At 27.2% G+C, this 25424-nt stretch carries 21 protein-coding genes and 1 pseudogene; 11 read left to right on the top strand and 11 right to left on the bottom strand.

What is annotated here, in order from left to right; genetic code table 11:
* Positions 1 to 291: 291 nt before the first annotated feature.
* Together KQ44_RS06935 and KQ44_RS06930 are read right to left on the bottom strand one after the other, a co-directional pair.
* A complete protein-coding gene (locus KQ44_RS06935) occupies positions 292 to 792 on the bottom strand; it encodes a DUF2262 domain-containing protein (RefSeq protein WP_096736806.1) in 501 nt (166 codons plus the stop codon).
* 76 nt (positions 793 to 868) lie between these two features.
* Complete coding sequence (locus KQ44_RS06930; RefSeq protein WP_096736805.1) at positions 869 to 1486, bottom strand: cytidylate kinase-like family protein; 618 nt, start codon at positions 1484 to 1486, stop codon at positions 869 to 871.
* Between the two features lie 205 nt (positions 1487 to 1691).
* On the opposite strand from KQ44_RS06930, the gene KQ44_RS06925 reads away from it, so the two are divergent.
* The 5 genes from KQ44_RS06925 to KQ44_RS06905 all read left to right on the top strand — a co-directional run bounded on the left by KQ44_RS06925 (position 1692) and on the right by KQ44_RS06905 (position 6715).
* Positions 1692 to 2231 carry a ferritin family protein gene (locus KQ44_RS06925; RefSeq protein WP_013113095.1) on the top strand — a complete coding sequence of 180 codons (540 nt, stop codon included), beginning with the start codon at positions 1692 to 1694 and terminating at the stop codon, positions 2229 to 2231.
* Positions 2232 to 2352: 121 nt separating this feature from the next.
* Positions 2353 to 3882 carry a ribonuclease Y gene (rny, locus tag KQ44_RS06920; RefSeq protein ID WP_096736804.1) on the top strand — a complete coding sequence of 510 codons (1530 nt, stop codon included), beginning with the start codon at positions 2353 to 2355 and terminating at the stop codon, positions 3880 to 3882.
* A gap of 37 nt (positions 3883 to 3919) precedes the next feature.
* The gene (locus KQ44_RS06915; RefSeq protein ID WP_096736803.1) at positions 3920 to 4735 is read left to right on the top strand and encodes a TIGR00282 family metallophosphoesterase; all 816 of its coding nucleotides are present in this window, start codon (positions 3920 to 3922) and stop codon (positions 4733 to 4735) included.
* A 28-nt stretch (positions 4736 to 4763) separates the two neighbouring features.
* Entirely contained in the window at positions 4764 to 5801 is a 1038-nt protein-coding gene (locus KQ44_RS06910; RefSeq protein WP_205676554.1) for a hypothetical protein, read from the top strand.
* 224 nt (positions 5802 to 6025) lie between these two features.
* A complete protein-coding gene (locus KQ44_RS06905; RefSeq protein WP_096736801.1) occupies positions 6026 to 6715 on the top strand; it encodes a hypothetical protein in 690 nt (229 codons plus the stop codon).
* A gap of 234 nt (positions 6716 to 6949) precedes the next feature.
* Here the strand turns inward: KQ44_RS06905 and KQ44_RS06900 are convergent, their stop codons facing one another.
* From KQ44_RS06900 to KQ44_RS06885, 4 genes are all read right to left on the bottom strand, one after another.
* The gene (locus KQ44_RS06900) at positions 6950 to 8125 is read right to left on the bottom strand and encodes a DUF4384 domain-containing protein (RefSeq protein ID WP_240516665.1); all 1176 of its coding nucleotides are present in this window, start codon (positions 8123 to 8125) and stop codon (positions 6950 to 6952) included.
* Positions 8126 to 8211: 86 nt separating this feature from the next.
* The gene (locus tag KQ44_RS06895; RefSeq protein ID WP_096736799.1) at positions 8212 to 9159 is read right to left on the bottom strand and encodes a ParB/RepB/Spo0J family partition protein; all 948 of its coding nucleotides are present in this window, start codon (positions 9157 to 9159) and stop codon (positions 8212 to 8214) included.
* 37 nt (positions 9160 to 9196) lie between these two features.
* A complete protein-coding gene (locus KQ44_RS06890) occupies positions 9197 to 9703 on the bottom strand; it encodes a GNAT family N-acetyltransferase (RefSeq protein ID WP_096736798.1) in 507 nt (168 codons plus the stop codon).
* Positions 9704 to 9734: 31 nt separating this feature from the next.
* On the bottom strand, positions 9735 to 10499 hold the full coding sequence (locus KQ44_RS06885) for an AAA family ATPase (protein WP_096736797.1): 765 nt from the start codon (positions 10497 to 10499) through the stop codon (positions 9735 to 9737).
* A gap of 222 nt (positions 10500 to 10721) precedes the next feature.
* On the opposite strand from KQ44_RS06885, the gene KQ44_RS06880 reads away from it, so the two are divergent.
* Together KQ44_RS06880 and KQ44_RS06875 are read left to right on the top strand one after the other, a co-directional pair.
* Positions 10722 to 11057: a DUF1232 domain-containing protein gene (locus KQ44_RS06880; protein WP_096736796.1), complete on the top strand. Its 336-nt coding sequence runs from the start codon at positions 10722 to 10724 to the stop codon at positions 11055 to 11057.
* A gap of 141 nt (positions 11058 to 11198) precedes the next feature.
* On the top strand, positions 11199 to 13667 hold the full coding sequence (locus KQ44_RS06875; RefSeq protein WP_096736795.1) for a hypothetical protein: 2469 nt from the start codon (positions 11199 to 11201) through the stop codon (positions 13665 to 13667).
* 57 nt (positions 13668 to 13724) lie between these two features.
* On the opposite strand, the gene KQ44_RS06870 is transcribed toward KQ44_RS06875, so the two are convergent.
* Positions 13725 to 14678, bottom strand: coding sequence for an Rpn family recombination-promoting nuclease/putative transposase (locus KQ44_RS06870; RefSeq protein WP_096736794.1), 954 nt, complete (start codon positions 14676 to 14678; stop codon positions 13725 to 13727).
* Between the two features lie 226 nt (positions 14679 to 14904).
* On the opposite strand from KQ44_RS06870, the gene KQ44_RS06865 reads away from it, so the two are divergent.
* Positions 14905 to 15306 carry a hypothetical protein gene (locus KQ44_RS06865; RefSeq protein WP_096736793.1) on the top strand — a complete coding sequence of 134 codons (402 nt, stop codon included), beginning with the start codon at positions 14905 to 14907 and terminating at the stop codon, positions 15304 to 15306.
* 81 nt (positions 15307 to 15387) lie between these two features.
* On the opposite strand, the gene KQ44_RS06860 is transcribed toward KQ44_RS06865, so the two are convergent.
* The 4 genes and pseudogenes from KQ44_RS06860 to KQ44_RS15570 all read right to left on the bottom strand — a co-directional run.
* Positions 15388 to 16686: a glutamate-5-semialdehyde dehydrogenase gene (locus KQ44_RS06860; RefSeq protein ID WP_096736792.1), complete on the bottom strand. Its 1299-nt coding sequence runs from the start codon at positions 16684 to 16686 to the stop codon at positions 15388 to 15390.
* A 41-nt stretch (positions 16687 to 16727) separates the two neighbouring features.
* Positions 16728 to 17597 (bottom strand): 50S ribosomal protein L11 methyltransferase, encoded by an 870-nt coding sequence (locus KQ44_RS06855; RefSeq protein WP_096736791.1) that lies wholly within the window; start codon positions 17595 to 17597, stop codon positions 16728 to 16730.
* Between the two features lie 25 nt (positions 17598 to 17622).
* Positions 17623 to 19608, bottom strand: coding sequence for a DUF4954 family protein (locus KQ44_RS06850; RefSeq protein WP_096736790.1), 1986 nt, complete (start codon positions 19606 to 19608; stop codon positions 17623 to 17625).
* A 1009-nt stretch (positions 19609 to 20617) separates the two neighbouring features.
* A pseudogene (locus tag KQ44_RS15570) lies at positions 20618 to 20704 on the bottom strand (Vmc-like lipoprotein signal peptide domain-containing protein); the annotation flags it as partial.
* Positions 20705 to 21329: 625 nt separating this feature from the next.
* Between KQ44_RS15570 and KQ44_RS06840 the strand changes: the two are divergent.
* From KQ44_RS06840 to KQ44_RS06825, 3 genes are all read left to right on the top strand, one after another.
* Complete coding sequence (locus KQ44_RS06840; RefSeq protein ID WP_096736788.1) at positions 21330 to 21698, top strand: metalloregulator ArsR/SmtB family transcription factor; 369 nt, start codon at positions 21330 to 21332, stop codon at positions 21696 to 21698.
* The gene (locus KQ44_RS06835) at positions 21685 to 23622 is read left to right on the top strand and encodes a heavy metal translocating P-type ATPase (RefSeq protein WP_096736787.1); all 1938 of its coding nucleotides are present in this window, start codon (positions 21685 to 21687) and stop codon (positions 23620 to 23622) included. The genes KQ44_RS06840 and KQ44_RS06835 overlap by 14 nt, the downstream gene beginning before the upstream one ends.
* A gap of 255 nt (positions 23623 to 23877) precedes the next feature.
* Entirely contained in the window at positions 23878 to 25290 is a 1413-nt protein-coding gene (locus KQ44_RS06825; protein WP_096736786.1) for an MBOAT family O-acyltransferase, read from the top strand.
* The last annotated feature ends 134 nt before the right edge of the window (positions 25291 to 25424 follow it).

The raw sequence follows: 25424 nt of genomic DNA, 5'->3' as shown, positions 1-25424 counted from the left end.
ATTGTAAAAGATGAAAAATTACAAAATAAAATATTAAAAGAGTATCAGAAAGAATTGAAAAAAATCAAGGATATATTTAAATAATTATTAAAATATACCTAAACAACTATAGTTTGTCAAAAATGAAGTTATATTTTGTTTTTAATATATGGGGCTTTGTCCCACACCACAGTTCTTTTATTGGTATAAAATAACCAAAATAACTGCATTTTTAGCCTAAATTTAGGGATATACACTACATTTATTAGTTAAACCATATATTTATATTGTTTGATTTGTATAATTTTTGTATTATCCAGCTATATCGCCGTATTCTATCTTTCTTTCACCATCAATATAAACTATTAATGAGTGATGTTTGAAATAATCAGGCTCAAATAATATATGTAATGTAGTATCAGGTCTTGTTTCATCTTCGTCAAAATCTATTAATATAGTATCTATATACATAGCATTAAAGAAATCTTCATCTTTGATAGGTATATTTATGATTTCTCCAGACTGATTTTTATATGTATTTTCATCTATTTGTTCTCCAGTAATAACCCATTCTTCTGCTAATGCTAAACATTGCTTATCTATAAGAAAATCTGAAACATCTTTTTTATGCTCATCAATCCATTTTAATATTTCATTAATTTTATATAAATGTTTCATAAGCATTTTTGATTTATCAGCTTCTTCTCCGAAATCTATTAATAATGATATTTTTTCATCATTCCATAAATCACAATCCGATTCGTACGAGAAGTAGTCATTTTCAAAAAAATCTTTAATCTCTTTATTCTTCATAAATAAATCCTTTTACCTAAATATCATATTATAGCTACTAATTAAATATAGTAATATATTATTAATTTTCAAGTTTTTACATATTTTTTTTCATTGCATTTATTATTATAGAGCATATATCTTCATCATTAAAGTATCCACTGTCTATGGTGAGGTTATAATTAGTCATATCGCCCCAATCGCCTCCTGTATAATATTTGTAGTAATTTGCTCTATATTTATCAGTATTTTTAAGCTGAGTTTCTGCATTTTCCATTTTTATTCCGTATTCATTGGTTATTCTTTGTATTCTTCGGTCATTTGGGGCATGAACAAATATATTGAAACATTTATGACAGTCTTTTAATATAAAGCTTGCACATCTTCCGATAATAACACAGTTTCCTTTGTTTGCTATGTTTATTATAACTTCTCTTTGTATCTCAAATATTTTATCAAGGGTAGAATTTCTAGTTTTTGAGGCAAAAGGGCTTGAAAAAAACTCTTTATGAAATGCACTAAAAAATAGATTATCATTGGTGAATTTTTCTTCTTTTGACTCGAGATATTCTTTATTAATCCCTGTCCTTTTAGCTACTATTTCTATTAATTCTTTATCATAAAAATTAAAATTTAGTTTTTTGGAAATCAGTTCGCCTATATGCCTTCCTCCGCTTCCGTACTGCCTGCTTATAGTTATTATTCTATTTTTCATATTTACCTTTTAGTGTATTTTATCCGAAATATTATATTATAAAATAAAATTTATTCATTATATATTATTGTAATTTTTAATATATTTTTTAAAAAAAAGTTTGATTTTTTTTTACTAATTGATATTATATAGTGAAGTTAATCTTATAAATAAGAATTTTTTATTAAAAATAAATATATACATACGAAACGGAGGAAAAATAAATATGGCTGCTAAAACATTAGAAGAAGTTTTATATTCAATATTTCAGGGTGAATCTAATGCTGCAAATAGATATAGTTCATTTGGAAAAGCATCAAGCAATAAAGCTGTTCAGAAAGTGTTTTCAACAACATCATTGGCAGAAAAAATACATGCTGAAAAAATGAGAAAATTAGCTTTAAGAAGCGGATTAGATATGAGCAAATTTGTTCCAGAACTCAATCCAGTAGCTCCTGCAAGCGATAGAGAAAATTTGGAAGCAGGTATAAAAGGAGAAGTATATGAATCTACTATACTTTATCCTCAGTTAGCTCAGGTAGCAGTAGAACAAAAAAATAAATTGGTAAGTGAAACAGTAAATTCTTTAGGAAAAGTAGAAACAGAACATGCTAAATTATTCCAAGACATTATAGATAATTTTCTAAATAAGGATGCAGATGTAACTTTTTATCTCTGTCCTAGCTGCGGCAATATATACAGAGATAAAGCACCTGAAACCTGTGAAACTTGCGGCGGTTCTGGAAAAATGTTCCAAAAATATTAATGCAGTAATTTATTTATATACTTTTACAATCAAATAATATTATTGACTTTATATAAAAATCATGTTAATAATATTGTTGTAAAAAATGTATTAAATATTAAAAATAATAACGAGGTGAAATATGAACATACCTTTAATAATCACCTTCGTTGTAGTTGCGTTTGTTTTTGGATATATAACCCGTTTTGTTATAGCAAAAATAAAGCTTAACTCTACGGAAATAATAACACACAAGCTGCTTCAAAGTGCAAGAGAACAAGCAGAAAATGAAAGAAAGACTATACTTTCTGAAGCTAATTCTGAAATACAAAAGGAACGTAGCAGATTAGAAAATGAGAATAGAGATAGAAAAGCAGAGATTCAGAAATTAGAAAATAGAGTACTACAACGAGAGGTTAATCTTGATAAAAAATCTCAGTATTTGGAAAATAAAGAACATAATATTGAGAATAAAATGAAAAAAATTAAGGAGCAAGAAGATAGACTTACTTCTGTTATAGAAGAAGCTGAAAAAGAATTGGAAAAAATAGCTGGTCTTACAAGAGAAGAGGCTAAAACCAATTTGATAAAAGAGATAGAAGAAGATGCCAAAAAATCTGCTACTAAAATAGTAGATAATATAGAAAAAAATGCTATAGAAACAGGTGAAAGAAAGGCTAGAGAAATAATAGTTCAAACTATACAGCGTCTTTCAAGCGAAGTAGCACAAGAATCTTCTGTAACTTCTGTATCTTTGCCTAGTGAAGAGATGAAAGGAAGAATTATAGGCAGAGAGGGAAGAAATATAAGAATGCTTGAAACGCTTACTGGGGTTGATATTATTATAGATGATACTCCAGAGGCTGTTGTTATATCATGTTTTGATCCTGTAAGAAAGCATATTGCTAAGGTCTCATTAGAAAAACTTATATTAGATGGAAGAATACACCCTGCAAGAATAGAAGAGGTTGTTGAGAGAACTAGAAGAGAAGTTGAAGATTCTATAATGGAAGCTGGAGAAAATGCCATTGTGGATTTAAATCTTACAACTATGCATCATGAATTAATAAGGCATATGGGAAGACTTCAGTACAGAACTAGTTATGGACAGAATATGCTTCTTCACAGTAAAGAGGTTGCTAATATTGCAGCCATGATAGCAGCTGAAATAGGGGCAAATGTTGACTTGGCTAAAAGAAGTGCATTTCTTCATGATATAGGTAAGGCTATAGAAACTGAAGGTGAAGGTTCTCATGCTATGAGCGGTGCTGATCTGGCTAAAAGATGCGGAGAAAAAGAAGAGGTTGTTAATGCTATAAGAGCACATCATAATGATGTTGATACTCAAACTGTTGAAGCTGTTATAGTAAAAGCGGCTGATGCTATCAGTGCAGCAAGACCTGGTGCTAGGAGAGAATCTTTTGAAAGCTATATAAAACGTTTAGATAATCTTGAAAAAATAGCTGACAGTATGGATGGTGTTGAAAAATCATTTGCTATACAGGCAGGAAGAGAGCTTAGAGTAATGGCTAAAAGCGATATGGTAGATGATATTCAGGCAAAACAGATTGCTAGAGATATTGCTAAACGTATAGAAGATGAGTTAAAATACCCTGGTATAATAAGGGTTACAGTTATTAGAGAGACTAGGGCCGTTGAGGTTGCCAGATAATTTTTAAATTAATTTTTTAATTAAAGGTAAATTAAAAATGTCTATAAAAAATATATTATGTCTTGGTGATGTAATTGGTGTTACAGGACGTTATGCTGTAAGAAGGCATTTAGAAGAGATAAAATTAGAAAATAATATAGATTTTGTAATAGCTAACGGTGAAAATGCTGCTAATGGTATAGGTATTACTAGAGATACAGCAGCTGAACTTTTTGACTCTGGTGTGGATGTACTTACTTCTGGTAATCATATATGGAATAATAGAGATGTATTTGCTCTTATAGGCAATGAGCATCGTCTGCTTCGTCCATATAATTACCCAAATGATGCACCAGGTCTTGGCTATTATATATATGAGATGTTAGATTGTAAGATTGGCGTGCTTAATCTTATGGGAAGAACATTTATGGATCCTTTAGATTGTCCTTTTAAAAAAGCTAATCTTGCAATTAAGCATATGAAAGAAAGAACTAATCTTATATTTGTAGATTTCCATGCTGAGGCTACAGCAGAAAAAATAGCTTTTTCATACTATCTTGAAGGTCAGGTTTCATGTGTTTTTGGCACGCATACTCATGTCCAGACAGCAGATGAAAAGATATTATCTTCTCATACTGCTTATATATCTGATATTGGTATGTGTGGAAGCTATTATTCTGTTATAGGTATGAAAAAAGATGCAGCAATTGCAAGATTTGTTACAAAAATGCCTCATAGATTTGAGGTTGAAACTTCAAGTCCTATGATTAATGGTATTATAGTTCAGGCTGATAGTGATACTGGAAAGGCTCTGTCTATTAAAAGAGTAAATTTTGTGTATCATAATGATATAGTAGAAAGGCAGGAAAAATAATAAAAATAATTTTTTAAAGACTAATATTATGGAAAATGATAATTCACCAAAAATATTTCTTAGACATTTTTTTATTTTTTATATAAAAGTTGCTGTTATACATACACTTACATATATAGTTTTTGGTTTATTATTTTCTAATTTATTTGATTATGAATCTGTTTATAATGATCCTATAATAATAAATTTTATGAGAGGTTTTGAATCACCTCTAACTGTCATAGGTCCTTTTTTACAGCCTATAAGAGCTATATTTATAGCTATAGCTTTATTTCCTATCAGAAGAATTATAGCCTCTAAATTGGGTTGGCTTATTGTATGGCTTATATTTATTTGTATAGGTGTTATATCTGCTCCTATCTCTGCTCCAAGCTCCATAGAGGGTATAATATACACTCAGATCCCTATAAAATTTCATATAATTTCTTTTCCAGAGGTATTTATACAAACTTTAGCCTTTTCTCTTATATTATGGGTGGCCGAAATTATACCTCATAGTGAAAAAGAATTTTCTAACAGAGAATTTTTAGTTAAAATATTTCTTTCCGTTATCTATACTATGTTTGGTATATTTTTAACTTCTGTATGCGGTATAATTATTATGAATTTTTTAGAATTAAATTATCAGGACGCTAAATTAGACAGAGGTACTATTTCATATTTAAGTACTATATCTATATTAACTATAATCATATCATATTCATTTGCTAATAAAGTATCTAAAAATAAATGGTGGCTTTTGCTTACTATACCTCTTATTTTAATAATTTATATAGCTTTCCCTTATGGTTATAATTATATATTTAACACAGTTTATAATAATAATATTGCTTTAATACCATATATTTCATCTGCTGTCTTGATGGTCATTATTTACTGCCTTATATTTGTGTTATTTTACGGAAAATTAAAAAATAGACGTAAAAAAACAGATGATATTAATACAGAAAATGATTATAATGAAGTAAAAGTTATAGAAATTAATCCTGATGATGACAAAACAGAAGAGGGCGATATTAAAGTAATAGAGATTACTCCTGAAAATAATGATTCGGATAAAAACTAAAACTCCATTAATAAGACAAAAAGTTTAAAATGTTCATTAATTTATAAACAATAATAATGAAATGTAGTGCAAAATGTATTAAATGTATTGCAAATATATAAAAAATATAGTTTTTTGTTTATTTATCATAAATTTAGTTTACATTTCAAAACTTGTTATATTTACTTATATATTATTTAGTGTATTATTAACTATATAAAATAATTTAATTTGAAGATATTATTATGAAAAGAATATTTTTTTATATAGCAATTATATTTATAAATAGTTTATTATTATTTTCAAAAGAAACTGTTGAAAGACCAGTTTCAGATAATCCTAATTTTAGCTCTTCAAAGTTCAAAGATTGGCTTTTAGTAGCTACATTTGATAAAAATAATGTTCCTAGTTTTCAATTTATAGATAAAACAGAGGATAAATATTGGGAGCTTAATAATTCTGATACTAAAGAGTATATGTACAGCGGTAAAAATTCAAAAGCAGGTATATTCTTTATATCAAGCATGAAATATTATCAATACAGAGGCTATAATCCTTTATATACAGCCAAAAGAAACAGAGATAATGCCGATGCTATGAAACGTTTTTATTTTTATAGATTTACTGGAAAAGGCGGAGGAATAATATCATTAGATAATACATTAGTTGCTGTTGATATATACACAAAATATGTTTATATATACGGCATACCAGTAGAGGAGGATACTGTATTTGGAGTGGAAGTTCCGTTAAGATGGGGACCTTCTGATAATGTTACTTATAAAGGATCTCTTCTTCCTTTCTATGAGTATGATCCTGTGGGACATGTAAATGAAGATGGTACGGTTGTCTTATATCCTTCATATCAAAACTCTTTTTTGGATAAAGTTAATCGTTATCAGCCTTTTTATAACAAAAAATATATCTACAGATAATTTTCTAATCTGATAAAGTTTTATTAACATAAAAAAATGCTATTGCTTTATTAATAAGGTGATAGCTATTTTTTATATGTTGTTTATTTTTATTAGAGTTTTTTTGAAAGTATTTGAATAAAATTATTCAATTAAAAAATTATAAATATAATGTTTTTCAGCTATATTACTTATTATTTTACTATATACCTAAACAACCATATTTTGTCAAAAATTAATTTTTTGAATTTAAAATTATTCTTCTATTGTTTCTGTTTCTTCTGTTTCTGGTATTTCAGGTATAGATTTTAAATAGATTGATGATATTTGCCAATTATCTCTATTCATATATTTAAGTTTGGATTTTAATTTTATAGTAAACTCGGCTATTTTATTTTTATTGCATATTTTAAATCCGTCTCCTGAAAAATATGTTCCAGTAATCCATTTCTGTTCTTTTTTTGTATATAGGCAGTAAAATGAATCCTCTCCTAGAGGCTGTCTGCTTACTATTTTAAATATTGAGTTTTCTGGAGGCACTATATAATTTTTTCTTGCTTCTATTTTATTATAGTATTGATTATCTATATAATTATTAAAGTCATTGGGATGCATTAGTATTACAGTTCCGTCATTTTGAAAGGCAAAAATATATATATATCCTTCTGTATTGGATCTGAAATTTAACGAAAATGATTCTCCTTCTATTATTTCTCCAGAATCATATATTGAATTAGTTTTATTTTCTAATGATATTCTGTCTATTCTTAAAGTTAAATTGACACCGTTTATAGGTGGTTCAAAAGTTCTGAATATATAATTTGAAAAGTAAAACTCCAAATATGTGCATATTTCCTGTATTACGGATATAGTTTCTGTTGATGTTTTTAGTTCATATTCTTTTAGTGTTTCCATTGTTTCTATATCGATAACTTTAAAATTATATTTTATATCATAAAGTTCTTCATCGCTCTTTTCATCAGCAGCTTTATCTGTACCTTCAGTTTTTTTTCCTATACCATATTCTATTAAATCTCCCAAATCTTTAATTTCATTTGTGAGAGTTAGACCATTTGTTATGACTATATCATTACTTAGCATATTATTCGTAATATTGTAATTACTAAGAACTGTATTTATATTATTAGAATCAATTACTATATTATTATTTGAAACTGCATTATTTGTATTTTTTAATACTTTTTCGCTGTCCATTATAATAGCTGCTTTTATATTAAGATTAGAGGCTACGGTTAATCCTTGTTCAAGCGTTAATTCATTAGTAGAGAATAATTTTTTTTTCTCTCTATCTACTGATATAGAAGTTTTTTGTTTTAAATATGCAAATCTGTTTATAGTTCTTACAATTTCTTTTCTTAAAGGTTCATTGGCTCTTAAACTGTGATCTAAATCTATAGTTGCTATTTTCATTCTTTCTCTTGAATAAAGGCTTGATGCTATTAATAATGATGTAAGAAGTATGTATAATAAAAAAAACTTTGACTTCAAATTGTCTCCTAATATTCAAGAGTAGGTATTGTGCTGTTTTCTTTTTCATGTATTTTTTCAAGCATATCCATAATTCTTGATAAATCATCACTACTGTAATATTCTATAACTATTTTTCCTTCTTTACCATTTTTATCTATAACATTAACTTTTGTAGAAAATATCTTTTCCAAATCATTTTCTAATTGTCTTATATTAGGGTCTTTTTTTATCTCTTTTTTTGTATCTTTTTGATTATTTTCAGTATTTTCTTGTGAATTATTATCATTTTTTCTTTCTTTGACTATTTTTTCACATTCTCTTACTGAATACCCATTTTCTATTATTTCTTTTGCAAATGCTTCTCTTTCATTCTCATCAGTTAATGATAATATAGCTCTAGCATGACCTTCTGTAATTTTTGATTCTAATATTAAGTTTTGTATATTTTCGCTTAAATCTAATATACGCATTGAATTTGATATAGTGCTTCTGCTTTTTCCGACACGATTTGCTAATTCTTCTTGTTTGATATTTAAATCATATATTAATTTTTTGTAGCTTCTCGCTATTTCTATAGGGTTTAAATCGGCTCTTTGTATATTTTCTACAAGCGTAAGTTCAAGCATTTTTGAATCATCTATATTTTCTAAAACTAATGCAGGTACTTTATCTCTATTTAAAAATTTAAACGCCCTAAATCTTCTCTCACCTGATATAATTTGATACTGACCGTTTTTTTCTCTTAAAGTGATAGGGTTTATAAGTCCGTTTTCTCTTATAGATTCTGCAAGTCCCTGTATTTCTTCTTCATTGAAAATTTTTCTAGGCTGGTCTGGGTTTACATCTATAAGTGAAATATCTACTTCTAGTACACCTCTTTTTTCTGCCTCTTCAGCTGCTTTTCTAATTTCACTGTCAGCAGATTTTATTAATGCATTCATACCCTGACCGCCAAGTCCGCCTTTTCTGCTCATAAAACCCTCTTAATATTTATTTAATTAACATATTATATTATTTATTGATAACTTTTTCAAATTTAAAAAACTCTTCTGGACCGCTGTCTATTCCTTCAAGTTTATTATATTGATTATAAAAAGCAACTATATGAAAACCGCATTTATTCACATAAAAGTTTATATTACGCTTTTCAAAATATGGAGTATAACATGTCCAAATTTTTGTTTTAGGATATTTATTTTCTATAGCTTTCCAAGATAAATATCCTATTTTTTTATTTTGATGTTCTGGATATATAAAGAAAAAATGAAGTTCATTATGATTTGTTTTATCATTTATTTCTACTATAGTTCCTCCTACTTTTTTATTATCGAGTATTAAATGATAGGAATATGTACCATTTGTATTTAGAGATTCATCAATATCCTTTTCTTCTGGAATTTTATCTGTAATATCTTTTCCAAAATAGTTTTGAGCACCAAATATAAATGATTCTTGTAATTTATTTTTAAATATAGAAATATCTTCTTTTTTTACATCTTGTAAAATAATATTATTCATACCATCAATATCCTTATATTAAAAAACATAATTATTTAGACTTTTCAATAAACTCTTTAGCAAATTCTCTGTAACTTCTAGCTCCCACACAGTCCTTATCATAATCACTTATAGCCTTGCCATATGAAGGGGCTTCGCTTAAACGTACATTTCTGGGTATCATAGTTTTATATGTCTTTTCTTTAAAGAAATTTACAACCTCTTTTACTACATCAGAGCTTAATTTTGTTCTGGCATCATACATAGTAAGAAGTACGCCTTCTATTTTTAATTCTTTATTAAGATTTTCTTTTACAAGTGCTATGGTGTTATTAAGTTCTGCTACTCCGTCTAAAGCATAGAATTCGCATTGTATAGGTATAAGAACAGAGTCGGCAGCAGTTAGAGCATTAAGTGTTAGTATACCCAAAGTAGGCGGACAGTCTATAATAATATATTCATAGTCATTTTTTACAGTTTCTATAGCTTTTTTTAATTTGTATTCTCTTGCTATTTCATTAACAAGTTCTATCTGAGCACCTACCAAATCGGAGTCAGCTGGTATTAAAAATAAATTCTCCTGATATGTAGGCATTATTACTTCTTTTGTACTAGCTTCTCCTATTAATAAATCGTATACGCTTTTTTTCATCTTATCTCTTGTAATGCCGATACCCAAACAAGCATTTGCCTGAGGGTCTATATCTATAAGAAGAGTTTTGTGCCCCATTTTTGCTATGCTTGCACTTAGATTGACTGCTGTAGTTGTTTTTCCAACTCCACCTTTTTGATTGACTATAGCTATAACTTTAGACATAAATATATCCTTAAACTAAAAACTATCATGAAATTACATTATTATATCAAAATCGGGCATTTTATCAAGTTTTTTATTATCTAATTTTATACTTAAAAATATATAAAATACGCATAAAGTATTGACAAATTAATATTGTTATATATACTAATTTAATGGTATATTAGTTTAATTTTTGTTTAATTTAAGTATTTTTGCTTAAAAATTATTATAGGAGTTTTTATGAGTGATTACAATAATGATAACAATACTAACAATGAGAACAAGCCTGCCCAGTCTGGAATACTGCCTTGGATACCTTTAATATTGGCAGTTATATATACAGTTTCGCCAGTAGATTTAGTGCCTGATGTTTTACCTGTTGTAGGCTGGTTTGAGGATGCATTGTTTCTTTTAGTGGGAGGTCTTAACGGCATACAAAATGGTGTTGTAGAAGCTAATAGTTCCATAAGAAAAATAATAAAGTTCATAAAATGGGGTCTTTTAATATTAGGGGTAATAGGTATTTTAATAGTTGTTCTTTTGGTTGTTTTGGTATTCAAAGTATCTACAAACTAAAAAAAATAAATTAACTAATAGATATCATTAATTTTGTAATAATCTATTAGTATTGCTGTTTATTATAGTAATATGCATAAAATATTGACAAATTATATATATTATATATAATAATAAAATATATAATACGGGAGAACAATTATGTTTAATGTACTTTTGTTTGGTTTTATAGCAATGATAATTGGAGCATTATTATCTCAAATACTATCGTTTATTAAAATTAGGATAGTTGTGGCTGCTTTATTTTCTTTAATTGCTTTTGCTTTTGTAGCTACTGAAAGTAAAAGTTTATTTCATACAATATTATCTTTAATTATGATATTAAGTGTAATTCTTAAAATTATACAAGATATTGTAGTTTTTAAGATAAGAAGTATTAAATATGTTAAATTTGTAAGTTTTGTATACTACTTTGCTATATATACAATCTCAATAGTTTATATGTATTTTGTTTTATTTAGAAATGATGGTATAAATTATATAAATCATTCTATAACATTGAGAATATTATCCGTATTTTTTGTTATGGCTTCAGCATACGGGGCTGTTGATTTAATGATATTTATGAAGAAAGTATCAAAAGTTATAAAAAGTTTGACATATAGTAATTTTGAAGGATTATGTGAAAAATTAGAAATAGATTATGAAGATGACAGACATAAAAGCGATGAAGAAATAAAAGAAGATGATGAAATGGCAGGAAAGAGAGCTATGCTAAGATTAACTTTAGAAAGGCTCGCTCAAAGAAATGAAATAAAAATTTTATATTTATCAAATACAGATGTTTATTTTAACCCTGCATTTTTTAATCGTTGCAGAGAATTGGCAGAAAATATATCAAAATCAGATATTAGAGTTGATAAAAATCTTGCTATATTAAATATAAAATCCACATTGGCTTTACCTGATAATTTATTGACCGATTTTTTTGTAGTTGAAAATGATAGCATAGAATTACATGAATTTGATGACGGAGATTTTTTTGTACATAATATAAATATTGATAAAATAGTTACTTGTGCATCATGTGGTAAGGCAAAATTAGCTTCTATGATGGAAGAAATAGAAGGTGAATGGTTCTGTTCTGATATGTGTGAAGAAACAGAAGATTTATGTTATAAAATATCTTATGAGAAAGATTTTGGAGAAAAACCTATAGGTGAAACTATAAGCGATTATGGTTCAGTTGGTGCAACTACACTTGGAGCTGGTCAGGCATATTCTTATGATTTTATACCATTAAGCAATAAGGATACAGGACATGGTTTTATGGCTGAGAGATTTAATACTATAGTAGATAAATTTTCAGGTAAAGAAGCATCTATTGTTGGAAATGATAATATTAAAGGTGGACCTGATAGGTTTGTAAATGGCAGATATATACAGACTAAATATTATTCTACAGCAGTAAGAAGTGTAAATTCTAATTTTGACCAAGATGGAAATTATACTTATACTAAAAATAATCAAGATATAGAAATTCCTAAAGATCAAGCTATAGCTGGAAGAGAATATCTTTTCGATCAATTATATAAGGGATTAAAAAAAATACCTAATAAAGATTTAGCTGGTAATAAAGATAAAATAAATGAATTTTTGGATGAATATTTTAGACCTGGCAGTGCAACTTATGAGCAAGCTAAAAACGTTTCAAAATTTTTTACTAAAGAATCTTTACAATATGATGCTGCTTTAGGTAGTTTAACTGCTTTATCAGCAGGCGGAATATCTTTCGCAATTAATACAGCTATCACTTATTGGAAAACAAAAGATATAAAGCTAGCAATAAAATCATCTGTTGTAATTGGAGGAAAAAAATCATGTATGTCTTTTGCTACATTTATGACAGCTTCACAATTAAATAAAATAGATCAAGTTCATAATTTTTTAAATAAAGCTATTAATATTAATTTAGGTGGTAATATTAGTTCTTCTTTAGGTATTTTAGCGGATACTAAAAGTAATATATTGAATTTAGAAACTATAGGGTCAAAATCTAAAATGTCCAATATAAATAAAGCTAATTCTACATTGCAAGGAGCTACTGTAGCTGCTGCGGCTACTATAGCGGTTACATCAAGTATAGAAATTATCAAGATGGCTAGAGGAAGAATATCAAGTATGCAATGTATTAAAAATATTGTTGTTTCTGCAAGCGGTATTACAGGCGGTACTATCGGAGGAATTATAGGCGGTGCATTATTAGCTCCTATACCTATAGTAGGACCGTTGGTTGGATCTTTTGTAGGCGGTGCTGTTGGAGGAATGGTTGCAAGTAAAGTTGCTAAAACTGTTATGGATGAGTTTATAGTAGATGATAGTATAAAAATGATGGAGATAGTTACAAGACATTTAGAGTATTTAGCTAAAAATTTCTTATTATCTGATGATGAGATGAAATTATTAACTAATGAAGTTGATATGCTAATAACACAAAATGGAAAGTTTTTAGAAGAGGTATTTGCTGCTGCTTCAAGAAGAGCTTTTGTTAATAGTAAATTAAAACCTATAGTTGTCAGAATAACAAAAAATACAAGAGCTAAAGTACCATTTGAAGCATTAGAAGAAAATAATATTATAGATGTCATAGCAGAAGAATTTCCTGCTTAATTTAATAAATAAAAAGGCAGGAGCTTTAATAAAAAATCTCTTGCCTTTTTATACTTATTATAGTTCTTCTATTTCTTTTATACTTAAACCTGTTAATTCACTAATAAGATTAAAATCCATATTCCTATTTTTCATGTTTTTTGCCATAGATATTTTTGTTTCTTTAATCCCTTCTTCTCTGCCTTCTTCTCTACCTTCTTCTCTGCCTTCTTCTCTACCTTCTTCTCTGCCTTCTTCTTTAGATCTTTTTAAATCTAATTCTATACTTTTATTAAAAAAATAAGTATCTACTTCTCTTTTTTTATACTTATCCATTACAGGAGTTTCATTTACAAAAGTTAGACATTTTTTTTCTACTTCTTCAAATATTGTATTTTCTTTCATTAAGATAGACATATCTTCTCCTTTAAAGAATTTTATCCAAGAAATGAATTCATTATGTATATTATTTAAATCATCTGATTTTGGAATATTTTTTAAATTAAATTTAGGAAGCTCTATAAAATGTAATTGACAATGGTCTGTAAGTATTTTATTATTATTTAATTCTTTTAAAACATAACAGTTATGTACTTTATCTTCATCTGTAAGAATAAAGTTTGTAATATTGATACTTACAGTAGGATTTAATTCATCGTAAATTCCGCCTCTGTTTAGGCTGCTGCTGTAATTGTAAGCCCAATAATACAAAGCTCTTTTAATAAAATCTTCATTTCCTCTAGCTTGTATTTCTATTAATACCGTTATGCCTGTTTCAGTTGTTGCCTTTATATCTACTATTGATTCTTTTTCACCGTAGTTTTCAGCTATATTAAATGGATTTAGTATTTCTATTTTTTCAAAAGTAGCAAAATTTAGATCTTTAAATACTGAATTAATAAAATGTAAAGCTATATTTTCATTTCCGCTATGAGAAAACAGATAGCGTATAAAGTAATCATTAATTCTATTTAAATTATTAACAGTTATAGGTTCATTTAATATCTGCTTTAATTTTTCTAAATCTTTCATAATTTTTATTATACTAGATTAATTATAAATGTAAATATAATGTTGATAAAAAAGTATTTAGGAGTTTGGTTTTTTATGTATAAAATACTTACATTATATATATTTGCTTTTATGTTAAATAATGTAATTATCTTAGATTATATATTTTTTTACTGTATTGACAAAATTTTTATAATATATATTATTTGAGGGTATATTGTATTATAACAATATATAGGAGGTTTATATGATTAATAAGAAAAGGATTCTAAAATTTATATTGTTGATGGTATTGCTTTCATTAACATCTTTATTTTTGACATCATGCTCATCATTATTTAACTCTGCATCAAAATTCAGGCCATATGATTTAAGAGGTACTTGGAGAAATATGGATAATTACAGAGAAGGATTTACTATTTCTTCTTACGGCGTATTAACTTTTTATAATGATGATGGTTCATCTAGCACTCATTATATTGAGAATTGGAATAATGATAAATATGATGAAAAAAGTTATTATGAGCTGATTATACCTAATATTCCAATTTTAGGAAATATTACATTTTATTTTACAAGTGATAGAGAATGCGAAATAAGTTATGGAACTGTATCTGGTATAACTTATTATTTTGAAAAAGTAAACTAAATAAAATATTTAAAAATAGTAAAGAAACAAGCTGATATTTTTTAAGTTATCAGCTTGTTTTTTATATTTAATTTTTCTATGTTATTTTATTCTCTTATGCTTGAAGCTAGATTTATGAGTAACATAATCATCTACAATTTGATAGTTTCCAAAAATTTTGTATTTGTATATTGTTAAACCTTCCAAACCTACAGGTCCTCTTGCATGCGTTTTGTTTGTAGATATTCCAACTTCAGCACCAAAACCGTATCTGAATCCGTCAGAAAATCTTGTTGAAGCATTACAGTATACATTTGCAGAATCAACGAATGTCATAAACTTTTCTATATTGTATTTATCTTCGGATATTATTGAGTCTGTATGATGAGAGCCGTATTTGTTAATATGATTGTATGCTTCTTCTGTATCTTTTACTATTTTTAATGATACTTCTTTATCTCCGTATTCCAAATGCCACTCTTTTACTTCGCCTATGTCTTGAGTATTCAATATTTTTTTTACTTCTTCATCACCGTTCATCTTTATTTCATTTTCTTTAAACAGATTATAAAGTTTTGGCAAATATTCTGAAGCCATATTTTTGTTTATGAGTATAGTTTCAACAGCATTGCAGGCACTTGGATACTGAGCCTTTGAATCCAAACATATTTTTAAAGCCTTTTCCTGATTAGCACTTTCATCTACATATAAATGGCATATACCGTCAGCATGTCCTAATACAGGTATGTTGGTATTTGACTTTATATACTGTACTAAACTGTTGCCTCCTCTTGGTATTATAAGGTCAATGTATTTGTCCATTGATAATAGCTCTTTTATATCCTCTCTTGTGAATACTAAATTAACAGAGTGCTTTGGAAATTCTTTTATATTGTTTAGAGTTTCTTCTATTATATTAAATATAGCTTTATTGGTATTTTCTCCCTCGCTTCCTCCTTTAAGTATAACAGCATTAGATGACTTGATGCATAAAGAAGATATTTGTGATATAACGTCTGGACGAGCCTCAAATATTACGGCAATTAAACCAATAGGGCAGGATATTTTTTTTAATATTAAATTATCATCAAGTTCAGTTTCTAATAATACCTTATTGATAGGGTCTTCAAGTTTAATAACATCTCTTATACCAGAAACAACATCTATTAATTTATTTTCATCTAATTTTAATCTGTTGAACATTGATTTAGAAATTTTGTTTTCATCAAGAAGTTTTTGAGCGTATTCCAAATCCTTTTTATTAGCTTCAAATATTTTATCTTTATTTTCTTCTATTTTTTTAGCTATTTCAAGTAAGGCTTTATTTTTTATATCAGTATCAAGCGATTGTAATATATATGTTGCTTCTTTTGCATTTTTTACTAAATCTATTAATTCCATAATATACTCCGTAAATTTTTATTATTTTATTGTTTAATCATTTATTGTTTAAGCATTAAAGATACCCAATCATTTTTTGATTTTCTTAAAATAATATTTAGTTTATTTTCTCTTATAGCATTTTTCATAAATGATTCTTTTTCTAATAATATACCTGATAATATTAAAGTAGAATCTGTTTTTAATAAAGATTTTAAATCTGGAAGTATTTCTATTAATATATCAGTTTCTATATTGGCAATAACCAAATCAAATTTAAAATTCATATTAATTAAATCTTTAGCACTTCCAAGTATAACATTATCTATTTTTATATCGTTATATGAAGCATTATCAAGAGTACAATTAACAGCATCATTATCTATATCGATTGAAGTAATATTTCTAGCCCCAAGTTTGTATGCAAATAATGATAATATACCACTTCCGCATCCAATATCAGCAATACTCTTTGAGGCTATATCGTTATTATTAGAGTATTCATTAATCATTTTAAGAGCAAGAGATGTAGTTTCATGAGTACCAGTTCCGAATGCATACTGTTTTGCTATATAAAGAGGATTTATACTTTCTTCATTATGAAAATCTTTTAAGTTCGGCACTATAGTTATATTTCCAATATCAAAAGGTTTTAAAAACTCTATGTATGAAGTTAAATATTCCTCTGATTTTAACTGTTTTGTAGTTAAAGTGTAACTAGCAATATCTTTTATATTTTCTTCTATTATAGAGAGATTATTTTTTAATATATCTTCGTTTTCATTATATATATTTACTATAGACGAATTGCTGTCATCTATCGGAAACTCTATATTAAAGCCCAATATATTTAATTGACCGCTTTCTATAACAGCTTCTATTATATCCTCAAACCCTCTTTCTAATTTTATAGACAATGAATATATCAGCATAACAACTCCAAATATTTTTTATATATTATAATATATTAATTAAATTATTAATATCATTTATTTTATTTTCCATGTCTTTTTTATATTTTACAACGAAAGTATTATCATTAACAGTACCTCTCACAGCCTCAAAATCTTTTTCCATCATAGTTTTATCATCTATTCCAGCACTAACCATTTTTGCTATATCATACTCTTTTTCAACATCTTTATAAAATATATCATACGCTTTTTCTAATAATATTTTATGCTCATCTAATAATTTTTTTATATTATCTTTATTAATACTTTCTATATTATTATATCTTAATTTGATACAGTTCATAACCCAAGATTTTTCATCTTCAGAGTATATATTGTATAATTTTTCAAATGCTTTTGTAAGAGCTTTTATATCATTTATTTTATTATTTTCTAAGTCTTTTATTATATTATCAACTCTCTCTTTAGCACATATAAGCCCTCCAATATCAGACCAACTCTCAAATACATTATTTTTATCGTATTCTAAATTTAATATTATCTCATCTATATTTTTAGAGTTTTTTATATATGAAAGTATTTTGTTATGCAAATATAAATCTATTGCTATAGAATATCTTTTTGAGTATTTATCTAAAGAAGATTTTTTTATTATCATATTTTTGTATGTCAAAAAATTTTTATTATCATTGTATTTTTCTTCTTTAATATTTTTTAATATCTCTTCAGACTTAATCATTTTTGAAACAGTATATGGACTAAACACATCAAATATTATCAAATCTTTTTTATCACCTTTTCTTCTGTCTCTGTCTTTCCATTTATTTTCATCTCTTGAAAGTCCGACACCGAATAAATTTAATGCAGGTATTAGTCTTGTCTGATGATATCCATGTTCGGTTATATATGAGAAAGGAAAATCGGAAGTGTCAACATTATCATAATGAGCCCCTATAACAGTTGAAAAAGCCCCTATATGAGAAGGCCATAAAATATATGAATTACTTCCAGTTTTGCATCCTCTTTCCATAAAACCATGATGATAAGGTCCTAATTTGTACATATGATTGCTTTGATTAGTACCGCTTCCTGCATTAAAAAATGAAAAATGACTTGCTATTAAAAGTGTTGCTTTATGATGCGTAACTGTATAAGGACCTGCAAATATAGAGAACATCTCTCCATGCTCGCCTTCGCAGTTGGCAAAAAGAAGAGAATCTTCACAGGAAAACTGCCTTGCAAGTCTCACACCTTCTCCTATAAAAGCCTTTTTTATTACTGTACTGTCTGTTATGTCGGCACCTTTAAGTACAATAGAATCTTTCAATATCACAGAAGTTCCTATATATGAAGGACATTCTTTTGTACTGATTATTGTAGTATTATTAATTTCATCGCTATTCTCTATAGTTGTGTATGGATCTATTAATGAGTTTTTTATAAGTCTTGCATTTATAATTTTTGCGTATTTTTTAATTTTTCCGAATTTTCTTGTTTTTTGATTAGTATAATCATCTATAATCGAATTAATTTTTTCACGCATTAATTTTTTGTGTCTGTATATTGCAACTAGATATGCTATATGAGAATTAAGCCTATTAAATATTTTAACACTTCTTCCGTCTCCCTCCATAATAGGCGAAGTCTCTACACCGTTACCGAAACTGCTTTTTCCTTCCATATATATAGAGCCTGCATTTTCTATTATAACGCCTTTTTCTATTTTGTAATTGGCTATAAATCTTCCTATATTATTTATATACACATTTCCATTTATAAATACATCTATTAAAGTGGCTCTGTTAATAGAGGCTGGTACTTTAAGTTTTTTATGATATCTGACATTTCCATTAAGAGCATTAATTTTTACTCTGCCATGAAACTGAACATCTTTTATTCTGCTTAAATCTACGTTTTTGATTAGTATTTTTTCCCAAGACTGGGAAGAACAGCCCTGAGATTTTAGAAAGTTAATCTCTTCATTTGTAAGATTTCTAAAATCCTTATCCTGTTTTTTAAAAATGTACATAACTAAAAAATTTCCCTTTAATAATATTATTTATTAATCATTATGTTAACTTTATAAAATTGTGTAAATTTTTTGTAAAATTAGAAAATCGTTAAAAAATGAAAAATATTAAAGATTATATATCAAAATTAAATAATTTGCTATTCTTTATTTAAAGAAAATTTGATAAAGATATTGACTTTTTTTATTATAGTTATACTATGAAAGTAATTCAATTTTTTGTATGGCAGGGATATAATATTATATACCTGCCAGTAAAAATAATCTATGCTTTTATGCTTTGAAGAAAGAAATTAAATGTCTTATTATTTAAAGGGTTTAATTATTATTTCTGTTTTTTATATAAAATACCAATTACTTTTTTAATTAGGTGCAGACATATATTATATGCCCACACCTTAAAATTCAATTTTTTGTATGGCAAGCATTGTTTTAACTTACCTAATAAATATCAAACATGTTACTATTTGAATTATTGTTTTGCTAATTTTACATATATATCTATAGTTTGGTCATTGTATCCTTCAACTGAAGCAGTAATAGTAAGTTTTACTAAATCAAATTTATCGTTACCACTTAAACCTGAATCTCCTAATTTTGTTTTGTTAGGTATTGATAATTCTGTACCATTAAATGCAAAACTATCTTTAGTAAGAGCAGATAATTTTTCTTCATTAGCTTTTTCTTTAGCTTCAATGTTGTCAAAACCTGTTATAGTATATTTTACACTTTCAGCCTTGAAAGATTTGTCATCATCAGCACCTGTAGCAGTGATTTTTAAATTTGCTTTTTTCTCATCAGCAGTAGTAGCAGCATCTCCAACTACTATTTTTAAAGCTGATTCTTCTTTTGTACCATCTGGATCAGCAGTTAATGATTTAAAAGTTTTCTTTTGAGTTTCTTCTTTACCGTCTGTAGGTGTAGTTGTTGGATCTTTGTCTGTAGGTGTAGTTGTTGTTTCTCCACCTGTAGGTGTAGTTGTTGTTGTGCTTCCTGTATTCTCTTTTACAGGGTTTGTTGTCTTGTTGTTACAGCTTACTGCTAGTATTGCTGATGCTGCAACTACCAAAAATAATGTTAAAATCTTTTTGTTCATATAGTGAACTCCTTTATAAAATTTTTTTATTATAAACATTATTGCTAATGTTTACTGCTTTAAAATAATATTAGAAACTTTTGATATGTGTTAATGGAATTTTATGATTTGATTGTTTTTATTTGTAAAGTTTTTTCTTTACTATTTCTGTAATTCAACTTTACAAAGTTTTTTACCAACTTTTTTATCAATGTTTCTAATTTAATCATACTTAAATGCTAGAGGGCTTTATATTTTATGTCAATACCAAGCAATTATTTTTGTCTAAAAAAAATTATTTTTTTATTTTTTTTAGATGTGTTTTTTTAGATATTAAAGAAAAAGTTAATTTTTCTGTTATTTTTTATAAAAATATTATTTTATTTTTTTCTAATTTTTTTAAAATCATAATCAAAATATAATTTTTTCACTTGTAAATAAAATATTAAAAAAAAATTCTTATGTAATTTTTATTTGTTAAACCCATGAATATATTTAATATTGTTAAATAATGTTTACTTTGCTTTTTACACAATTTTTTTGAAAAATAATAAAAAATCTTAAAAAATTTATTTTCTTATATTGACTTAATAGTTATATAAGTATATTATTATATTATAATATACTTATATAAAGGTTGGCTCTAATGAAAAAAGAAGATATTATCAATAATGATGATGATTGCGAAGTTACTACAGCTGATGAGAATATATCATCGCTTATTCCAAAACTTCCAAATGATGAAGAGTTTTCGCTTTTGGCTGGATTTTTTTCTGTGTTTTCAGATCCTACCAGATTAAAAATAATATCAGCATTAAGCGAGAAAGAATTATGTGTGCATGAATTATCATCTTTGCTTGAGATGAAGCAGCCTTCTGTTTCTCAGCATTTAAAAATGCTTTGGCAGGCTAGGGTAGTAAAAAAAAGAAAGGTGGGGCTTCATGTATTTTACAGGCTTGATGATGAACATATAGAAAAAATTTATACTTGGGGGTATGAGCATGTTAAAGAATAAAGAAAGACTTTTATTTTTAATTGAGATTTTTTTAGGACTTGCGGTTTTAATATTACTCTATGCTTTGCATGATAAAATACATGGCATAACAGAATATATTATTTTCTTTGTACCGTATCTTATTTTGGGAAGAGAAGTTTTTAAAAATGCTGCTTTAGATTTTGTAAAGGGCAAGTTCATGCGTGAGAGCTTTCTTATGAGTATTGCTACAGTAGGTGCTATTATACTTCATCAACTTCCAGAGGCTTTGGCTGTACTTATGTTTTATAGAGTAGGAGAGTATTTCGAGGACATGGCTGTTGATAAATCGAAACGTACAATAGCGGCATTAATGGCTATAAGACCAGACTGTGCAAACATTATAAAAGAGGATGGAAATATTGAAAAAGCGGATATATCAGAGGTTCATATTGGCGATAATATAATAATTAACCCTTTTGAAAAAGTGCCTCTTGACTCTGTTGTATACGAGGGTGAAAGCTGGATTGATACTAAGGCATTAACAGGTGAGAGTATGCCTAGAAGTGTTAAGGTGAATGATGAAATTTTAGCTGGTACTATAAACGGCGATAACACTATCAAAGCAAAAGTTGTAAGAGCTTATGCTGAATCTTCCATTGCTAAAATACTTAAATTGGTTCAGGATTCTCAAAACAGAAAGGCTAATATTGAACAGTTTATAAGTAAGTTTGCTGGTATTTACACTCCTATAGTTGTATTTGGGGCAATTTTCCTCACTGTTATACCTACATTAATATACGGTAAAGAGGTTTTTGCTAATTGGTTTCAGCGTTCTTTAACTTTGCTTGTAGTGTCTTGTCCTTGTGCCTTTATGGTAGGTATTCCTTTGACATATTTTGCTTCTATAGGCAGGGCTTCAAAATTTGGTATAATGGTTAAAGGAGGGGTGTTTTTAGATTTGCTTGCTAAAGCTGATAAAGTGATTTTTGATAAAACTGGTACTCTTACAAAAGGAGAGTTTAGTATAAAAGAAATATACAATACTGGTGTATATGATGATGAAACTATGATTAAATATGCTGCTTATGCTGAAACAGGATCTTCTCACCCTATTGCAATATCTATAGTAGAACATTATAAAAAACATCATAATGCTACTATAAATGACAGTTTGATTTCATCTCATAAAGATATCAGCGGTAAAGGTGCTTCTGCTGTAATAGAAAATAAAAATATACTCATAGGTGGTATTAATTTATTAAAGCAGAATAATATTGATACTTCTAACTATAAAGAAAATATTAATGTTCATATAGCCATAGATTCAAAATATGCAGGCGGTTTTTTAATTGATGATAGTGTGAAAGATGATACTAAAGAGGCTATATCATTATTAAACTCTATGAATATAAAAACTGCATTAATAAGCGGAGATAATGTTAATAGAGTTGAAGCATTTGCTAAAGAAATGAATATACAATCATTTAAAGGTGGCTGCCTACCTGAAGATAAAGTTGCTACATTAGAAGGTATGATGAAAGATTCTAAAGCTTCAATATTTGTAGGTGATGGTATCAATGATGCTCCTTCTTTGGCACGTGCTGATATAGGTATTGCTATGGGAGGTCTTGGTTCTGACGCTGCTATTGAGAATGCGGATGTTGTTATTATGGACGATAAGCCTTCAAAAGTTGCTCTTGCCATAAAACTTGCTAAGAAAAATCATATTGTAGTTTTGCAAAATATTCTTTTAGCATTGGTAATAAAATTTGCGGCTATTATATTGGGTGCTTTGGGACTTGCTAGTATGTGGCTTGCTATATTTGCTGATACTGGGGTTACTGTGATAGTAGTATTAAATGCTTTAAGGCTTCTTTATCCTTTGGGTGAAAAAACTGAAAATATTAATGTTGATACTAAAGTATGCGATATAAAAGTTACTGACTGTGATTGCGGTCATTGATTTATAATATTAAAAAAATCTATAGAGATGTGTATTTTATATATGCATCTCTATTTTTATTTGACATTAAATAAGAATTATATTATTATAGGTTGTATAATTTCAAATTAGGAGAATAAATATGCTGACAGCACAGCACAGCACAGCACAGCACAGCACAGCACAGCACAGCACAGCACAGCACAGCACAGCACAGCACAGCACAGCACTAAAAACAAATTCATATATAATCTTTTTTAACTTGGAGCTATAATTATGTTATTTAGCTCTATGATTTTTTTATGGTTTTTTCTGCCAGTAGTTTTTATTCTCTATTATTTAATGGATAAAAAGTTTAGAAATTTACTTCTTCTTATAACTAGTATTATATTCTATGCTTGGGGAGGAGTTAGCTATACTCTGATAATGTTTTCTTCTATAATTATTAATTATCTTTTTGCATTATTAATTGATAAAGCAATTGAAGAAAATAATAAATCAAAGAAGAAAATATATTTAGCATTATGTGTAATAGTTAACTTATCAATATTAGGCTATTTTAAATATACAGATTTTGCAATATCAATAATTAATTCTATATCTGGCAAGGAATTAATTTCATTAAAAAACATAGTTCTTCCTATAGGAATATCATTTTACACTTTTCAGGCTTTATCATATGTTATAGATGTTTACAGAGAACATAATAAAGCACAGAAAAATATTATTAATTTAGCATTATATATATCTTTTTTCCCTCAGTTAATAGCAGGACCTATAGTAAAATATCATGATATAGATAGTCAAATAACAAATAGAACTGAGAGCTTAGAAAATATAAGCTACGGAATAAAAAGGTTCATTTACGGACTGTCCAAAAAGGTAATACTAGCTAATATGTTTGCTTTATCCTGTGATGAGATATTAAAACAGCCTGTAGGTGATATAGGTACTGCTTTAGCTTGGGTGGCTGCTCTTCTTTATACACTTCAAATTTATTATGATTTTTCAGGTTATTCGGATATGGCTATAGGTTTGGGTCATATGTTTGGTTTTAAGTTTTTGGAGAATTTTAATTATCCTTATATATCGAAGTCCGTTCAGGATTTTTGGAGGCGTTGGCATATATCCTTATCAACTTGGTTCAAGGAGTATTTGTATATACCATTAGGCGGAAACCGTAAAGGAAAATATTTTACTTATTTGAACTTATTAATAGTTTTCTTTGCTACTGGTTTATGGCATGGAGCTAGTTTTAATTTTATTTTATGGGGATTATGGCATGGTTTGTTTTTGGTTATAGAGCGTATATTTTTAGGTAAGTTGTTAGAGAAAAATAAATTAAAATTCTTAAATCACATTTATGTAATATTAGTATTTGTACTAGGCTGGGTATTATTCAGAGCAAACAATTTAAGTCATGCACTAGATTTATATAAATTAATGTTTAGCTATAAAGAAAGTATTTTTACTGTTAGATATTTCTTTTATCCTCAGACTTTAGTTTGTTTTATATTTGGTATATTGTTCAGCGGGCTTTTTCAGAGTTTATTTCCAAAGATTAAAAAAGCTGTATTTTCAAGTAAGGTTTATATATTAGAAAGTATTATTCAGTTTGTACTTCTATTTATTTGTATTATGTATTTAGTTAATGGTACTTACAATCCATTTATTTACTTTAGATTTTAAGAGGGTTATTTATGAAAAAGAAAAGTTCATTTAATAAATTATTTGCATATATTTGTATTGTATTATTCTTATTAATATTAATTTTATTTGTGTTAGGTAAAATTAGTAGAACAGGATATTTATCAGATTTTAAA

Source organism: Brachyspira sp. G79 (genome assembly GCF_002379365.1).
Lineage (GTDB): Bacteria > Spirochaetota > Brachyspiria > Brachyspirales > Brachyspiraceae > Brachyspira.
This window is presented reverse-complemented; position numbering and strand designations above follow the sequence as displayed.

Bases quoted from the DNA above. Each gene is read 5' to 3' on its own strand.
- KQ44_RS06935 (WP_096736806.1), bottom strand. From the start codon at position 792: ATGAAGAATAAAGAGATTAAAGATTTTTTTGAAAATGACTACTTCTCG.
- KQ44_RS06930 (WP_096736805.1), bottom strand. From the start codon at position 1,486: ATGAAAAATAGAATAATAACTATAAGCAGGCAGTACGGAAGCGGAGGA.
- KQ44_RS06925 (WP_013113095.1), top strand. From the start codon at position 1,692: ATGGCTGCTAAAACATTAGAAGAAGTTTTATATTCAATATTTCAGGGT.
- rny (WP_096736804.1), top strand. From the start codon at position 2,353: ATGAACATACCTTTAATAATCACCTTCGTTGTAGTTGCGTTTGTTTTT.
- KQ44_RS06915 (WP_096736803.1), top strand. From the start codon at position 3,920: ATGTCTATAAAAAATATATTATGTCTTGGTGATGTAATTGGTGTTACA.
- KQ44_RS06910 (WP_205676554.1), top strand. From the start codon at position 4,764: ATGGAAAATGATAATTCACCAAAAATATTTCTTAGACATTTTTTTATT.
- KQ44_RS06905 (WP_096736801.1), top strand. From the start codon at position 6,026: ATGAAAAGAATATTTTTTTATATAGCAATTATATTTATAAATAGTTTA.
- KQ44_RS06900 (WP_240516665.1), bottom strand. From the start codon at position 8,125: ATGAAAATAGCAACTATAGATTTAGATCACAGTTTAAGAGCCAATGAA.
- KQ44_RS06895 (WP_096736799.1), bottom strand. From the start codon at position 9,159: ATGAGCAGAAAAGGCGGACTTGGCGGTCAGGGTATGAATGCATTAATA.
- KQ44_RS06890 (WP_096736798.1), bottom strand. From the start codon at position 9,703: ATGAATAATATTATTTTACAAGATGTAAAAAAAGAAGATATTTCTATA.
- KQ44_RS06885 (WP_096736797.1), bottom strand. From the start codon at position 10,499: ATGTCTAAAGTTATAGCTATAGTCAATCAAAAAGGTGGAGTTGGAAAA.
- KQ44_RS06880 (WP_096736796.1), top strand. From the start codon at position 10,722: ATGAGTGATTACAATAATGATAACAATACTAACAATGAGAACAAGCCT.
- KQ44_RS06875 (WP_096736795.1), top strand. From the start codon at position 11,199: ATGTTTAATGTACTTTTGTTTGGTTTTATAGCAATGATAATTGGAGCA.
- KQ44_RS06870 (WP_096736794.1), bottom strand. From the start codon at position 14,678: ATGAAAGATTTAGAAAAATTAAAGCAGATATTAAATGAACCTATAACT.
- KQ44_RS06865 (WP_096736793.1), top strand. From the start codon at position 14,905: ATGATTAATAAGAAAAGGATTCTAAAATTTATATTGTTGATGGTATTG.
- KQ44_RS06860 (WP_096736792.1), bottom strand. From the start codon at position 16,686: ATGGAATTAATAGATTTAGTAAAAAATGCAAAAGAAGCAACATATATA.
- KQ44_RS06855 (WP_096736791.1), bottom strand. From the start codon at position 17,597: ATGCTGATATATTCATTGTCTATAAAATTAGAAAGAGGGTTTGAGGAT.
- KQ44_RS06850 (WP_096736790.1), bottom strand. From the start codon at position 19,608: ATGTACATTTTTAAAAAACAGGATAAGGATTTTAGAAATCTTACAAAT.
- KQ44_RS06840 (WP_096736788.1), top strand. From the start codon at position 21,330: ATGAAAAAAGAAGATATTATCAATAATGATGATGATTGCGAAGTTACT.
- KQ44_RS06835 (WP_096736787.1), top strand. From the start codon at position 21,685: ATGTTAAAGAATAAAGAAAGACTTTTATTTTTAATTGAGATTTTTTTA.
- KQ44_RS06825 (WP_096736786.1), top strand. From the start codon at position 23,878: ATGTTATTTAGCTCTATGATTTTTTTATGGTTTTTTCTGCCAGTAGTT.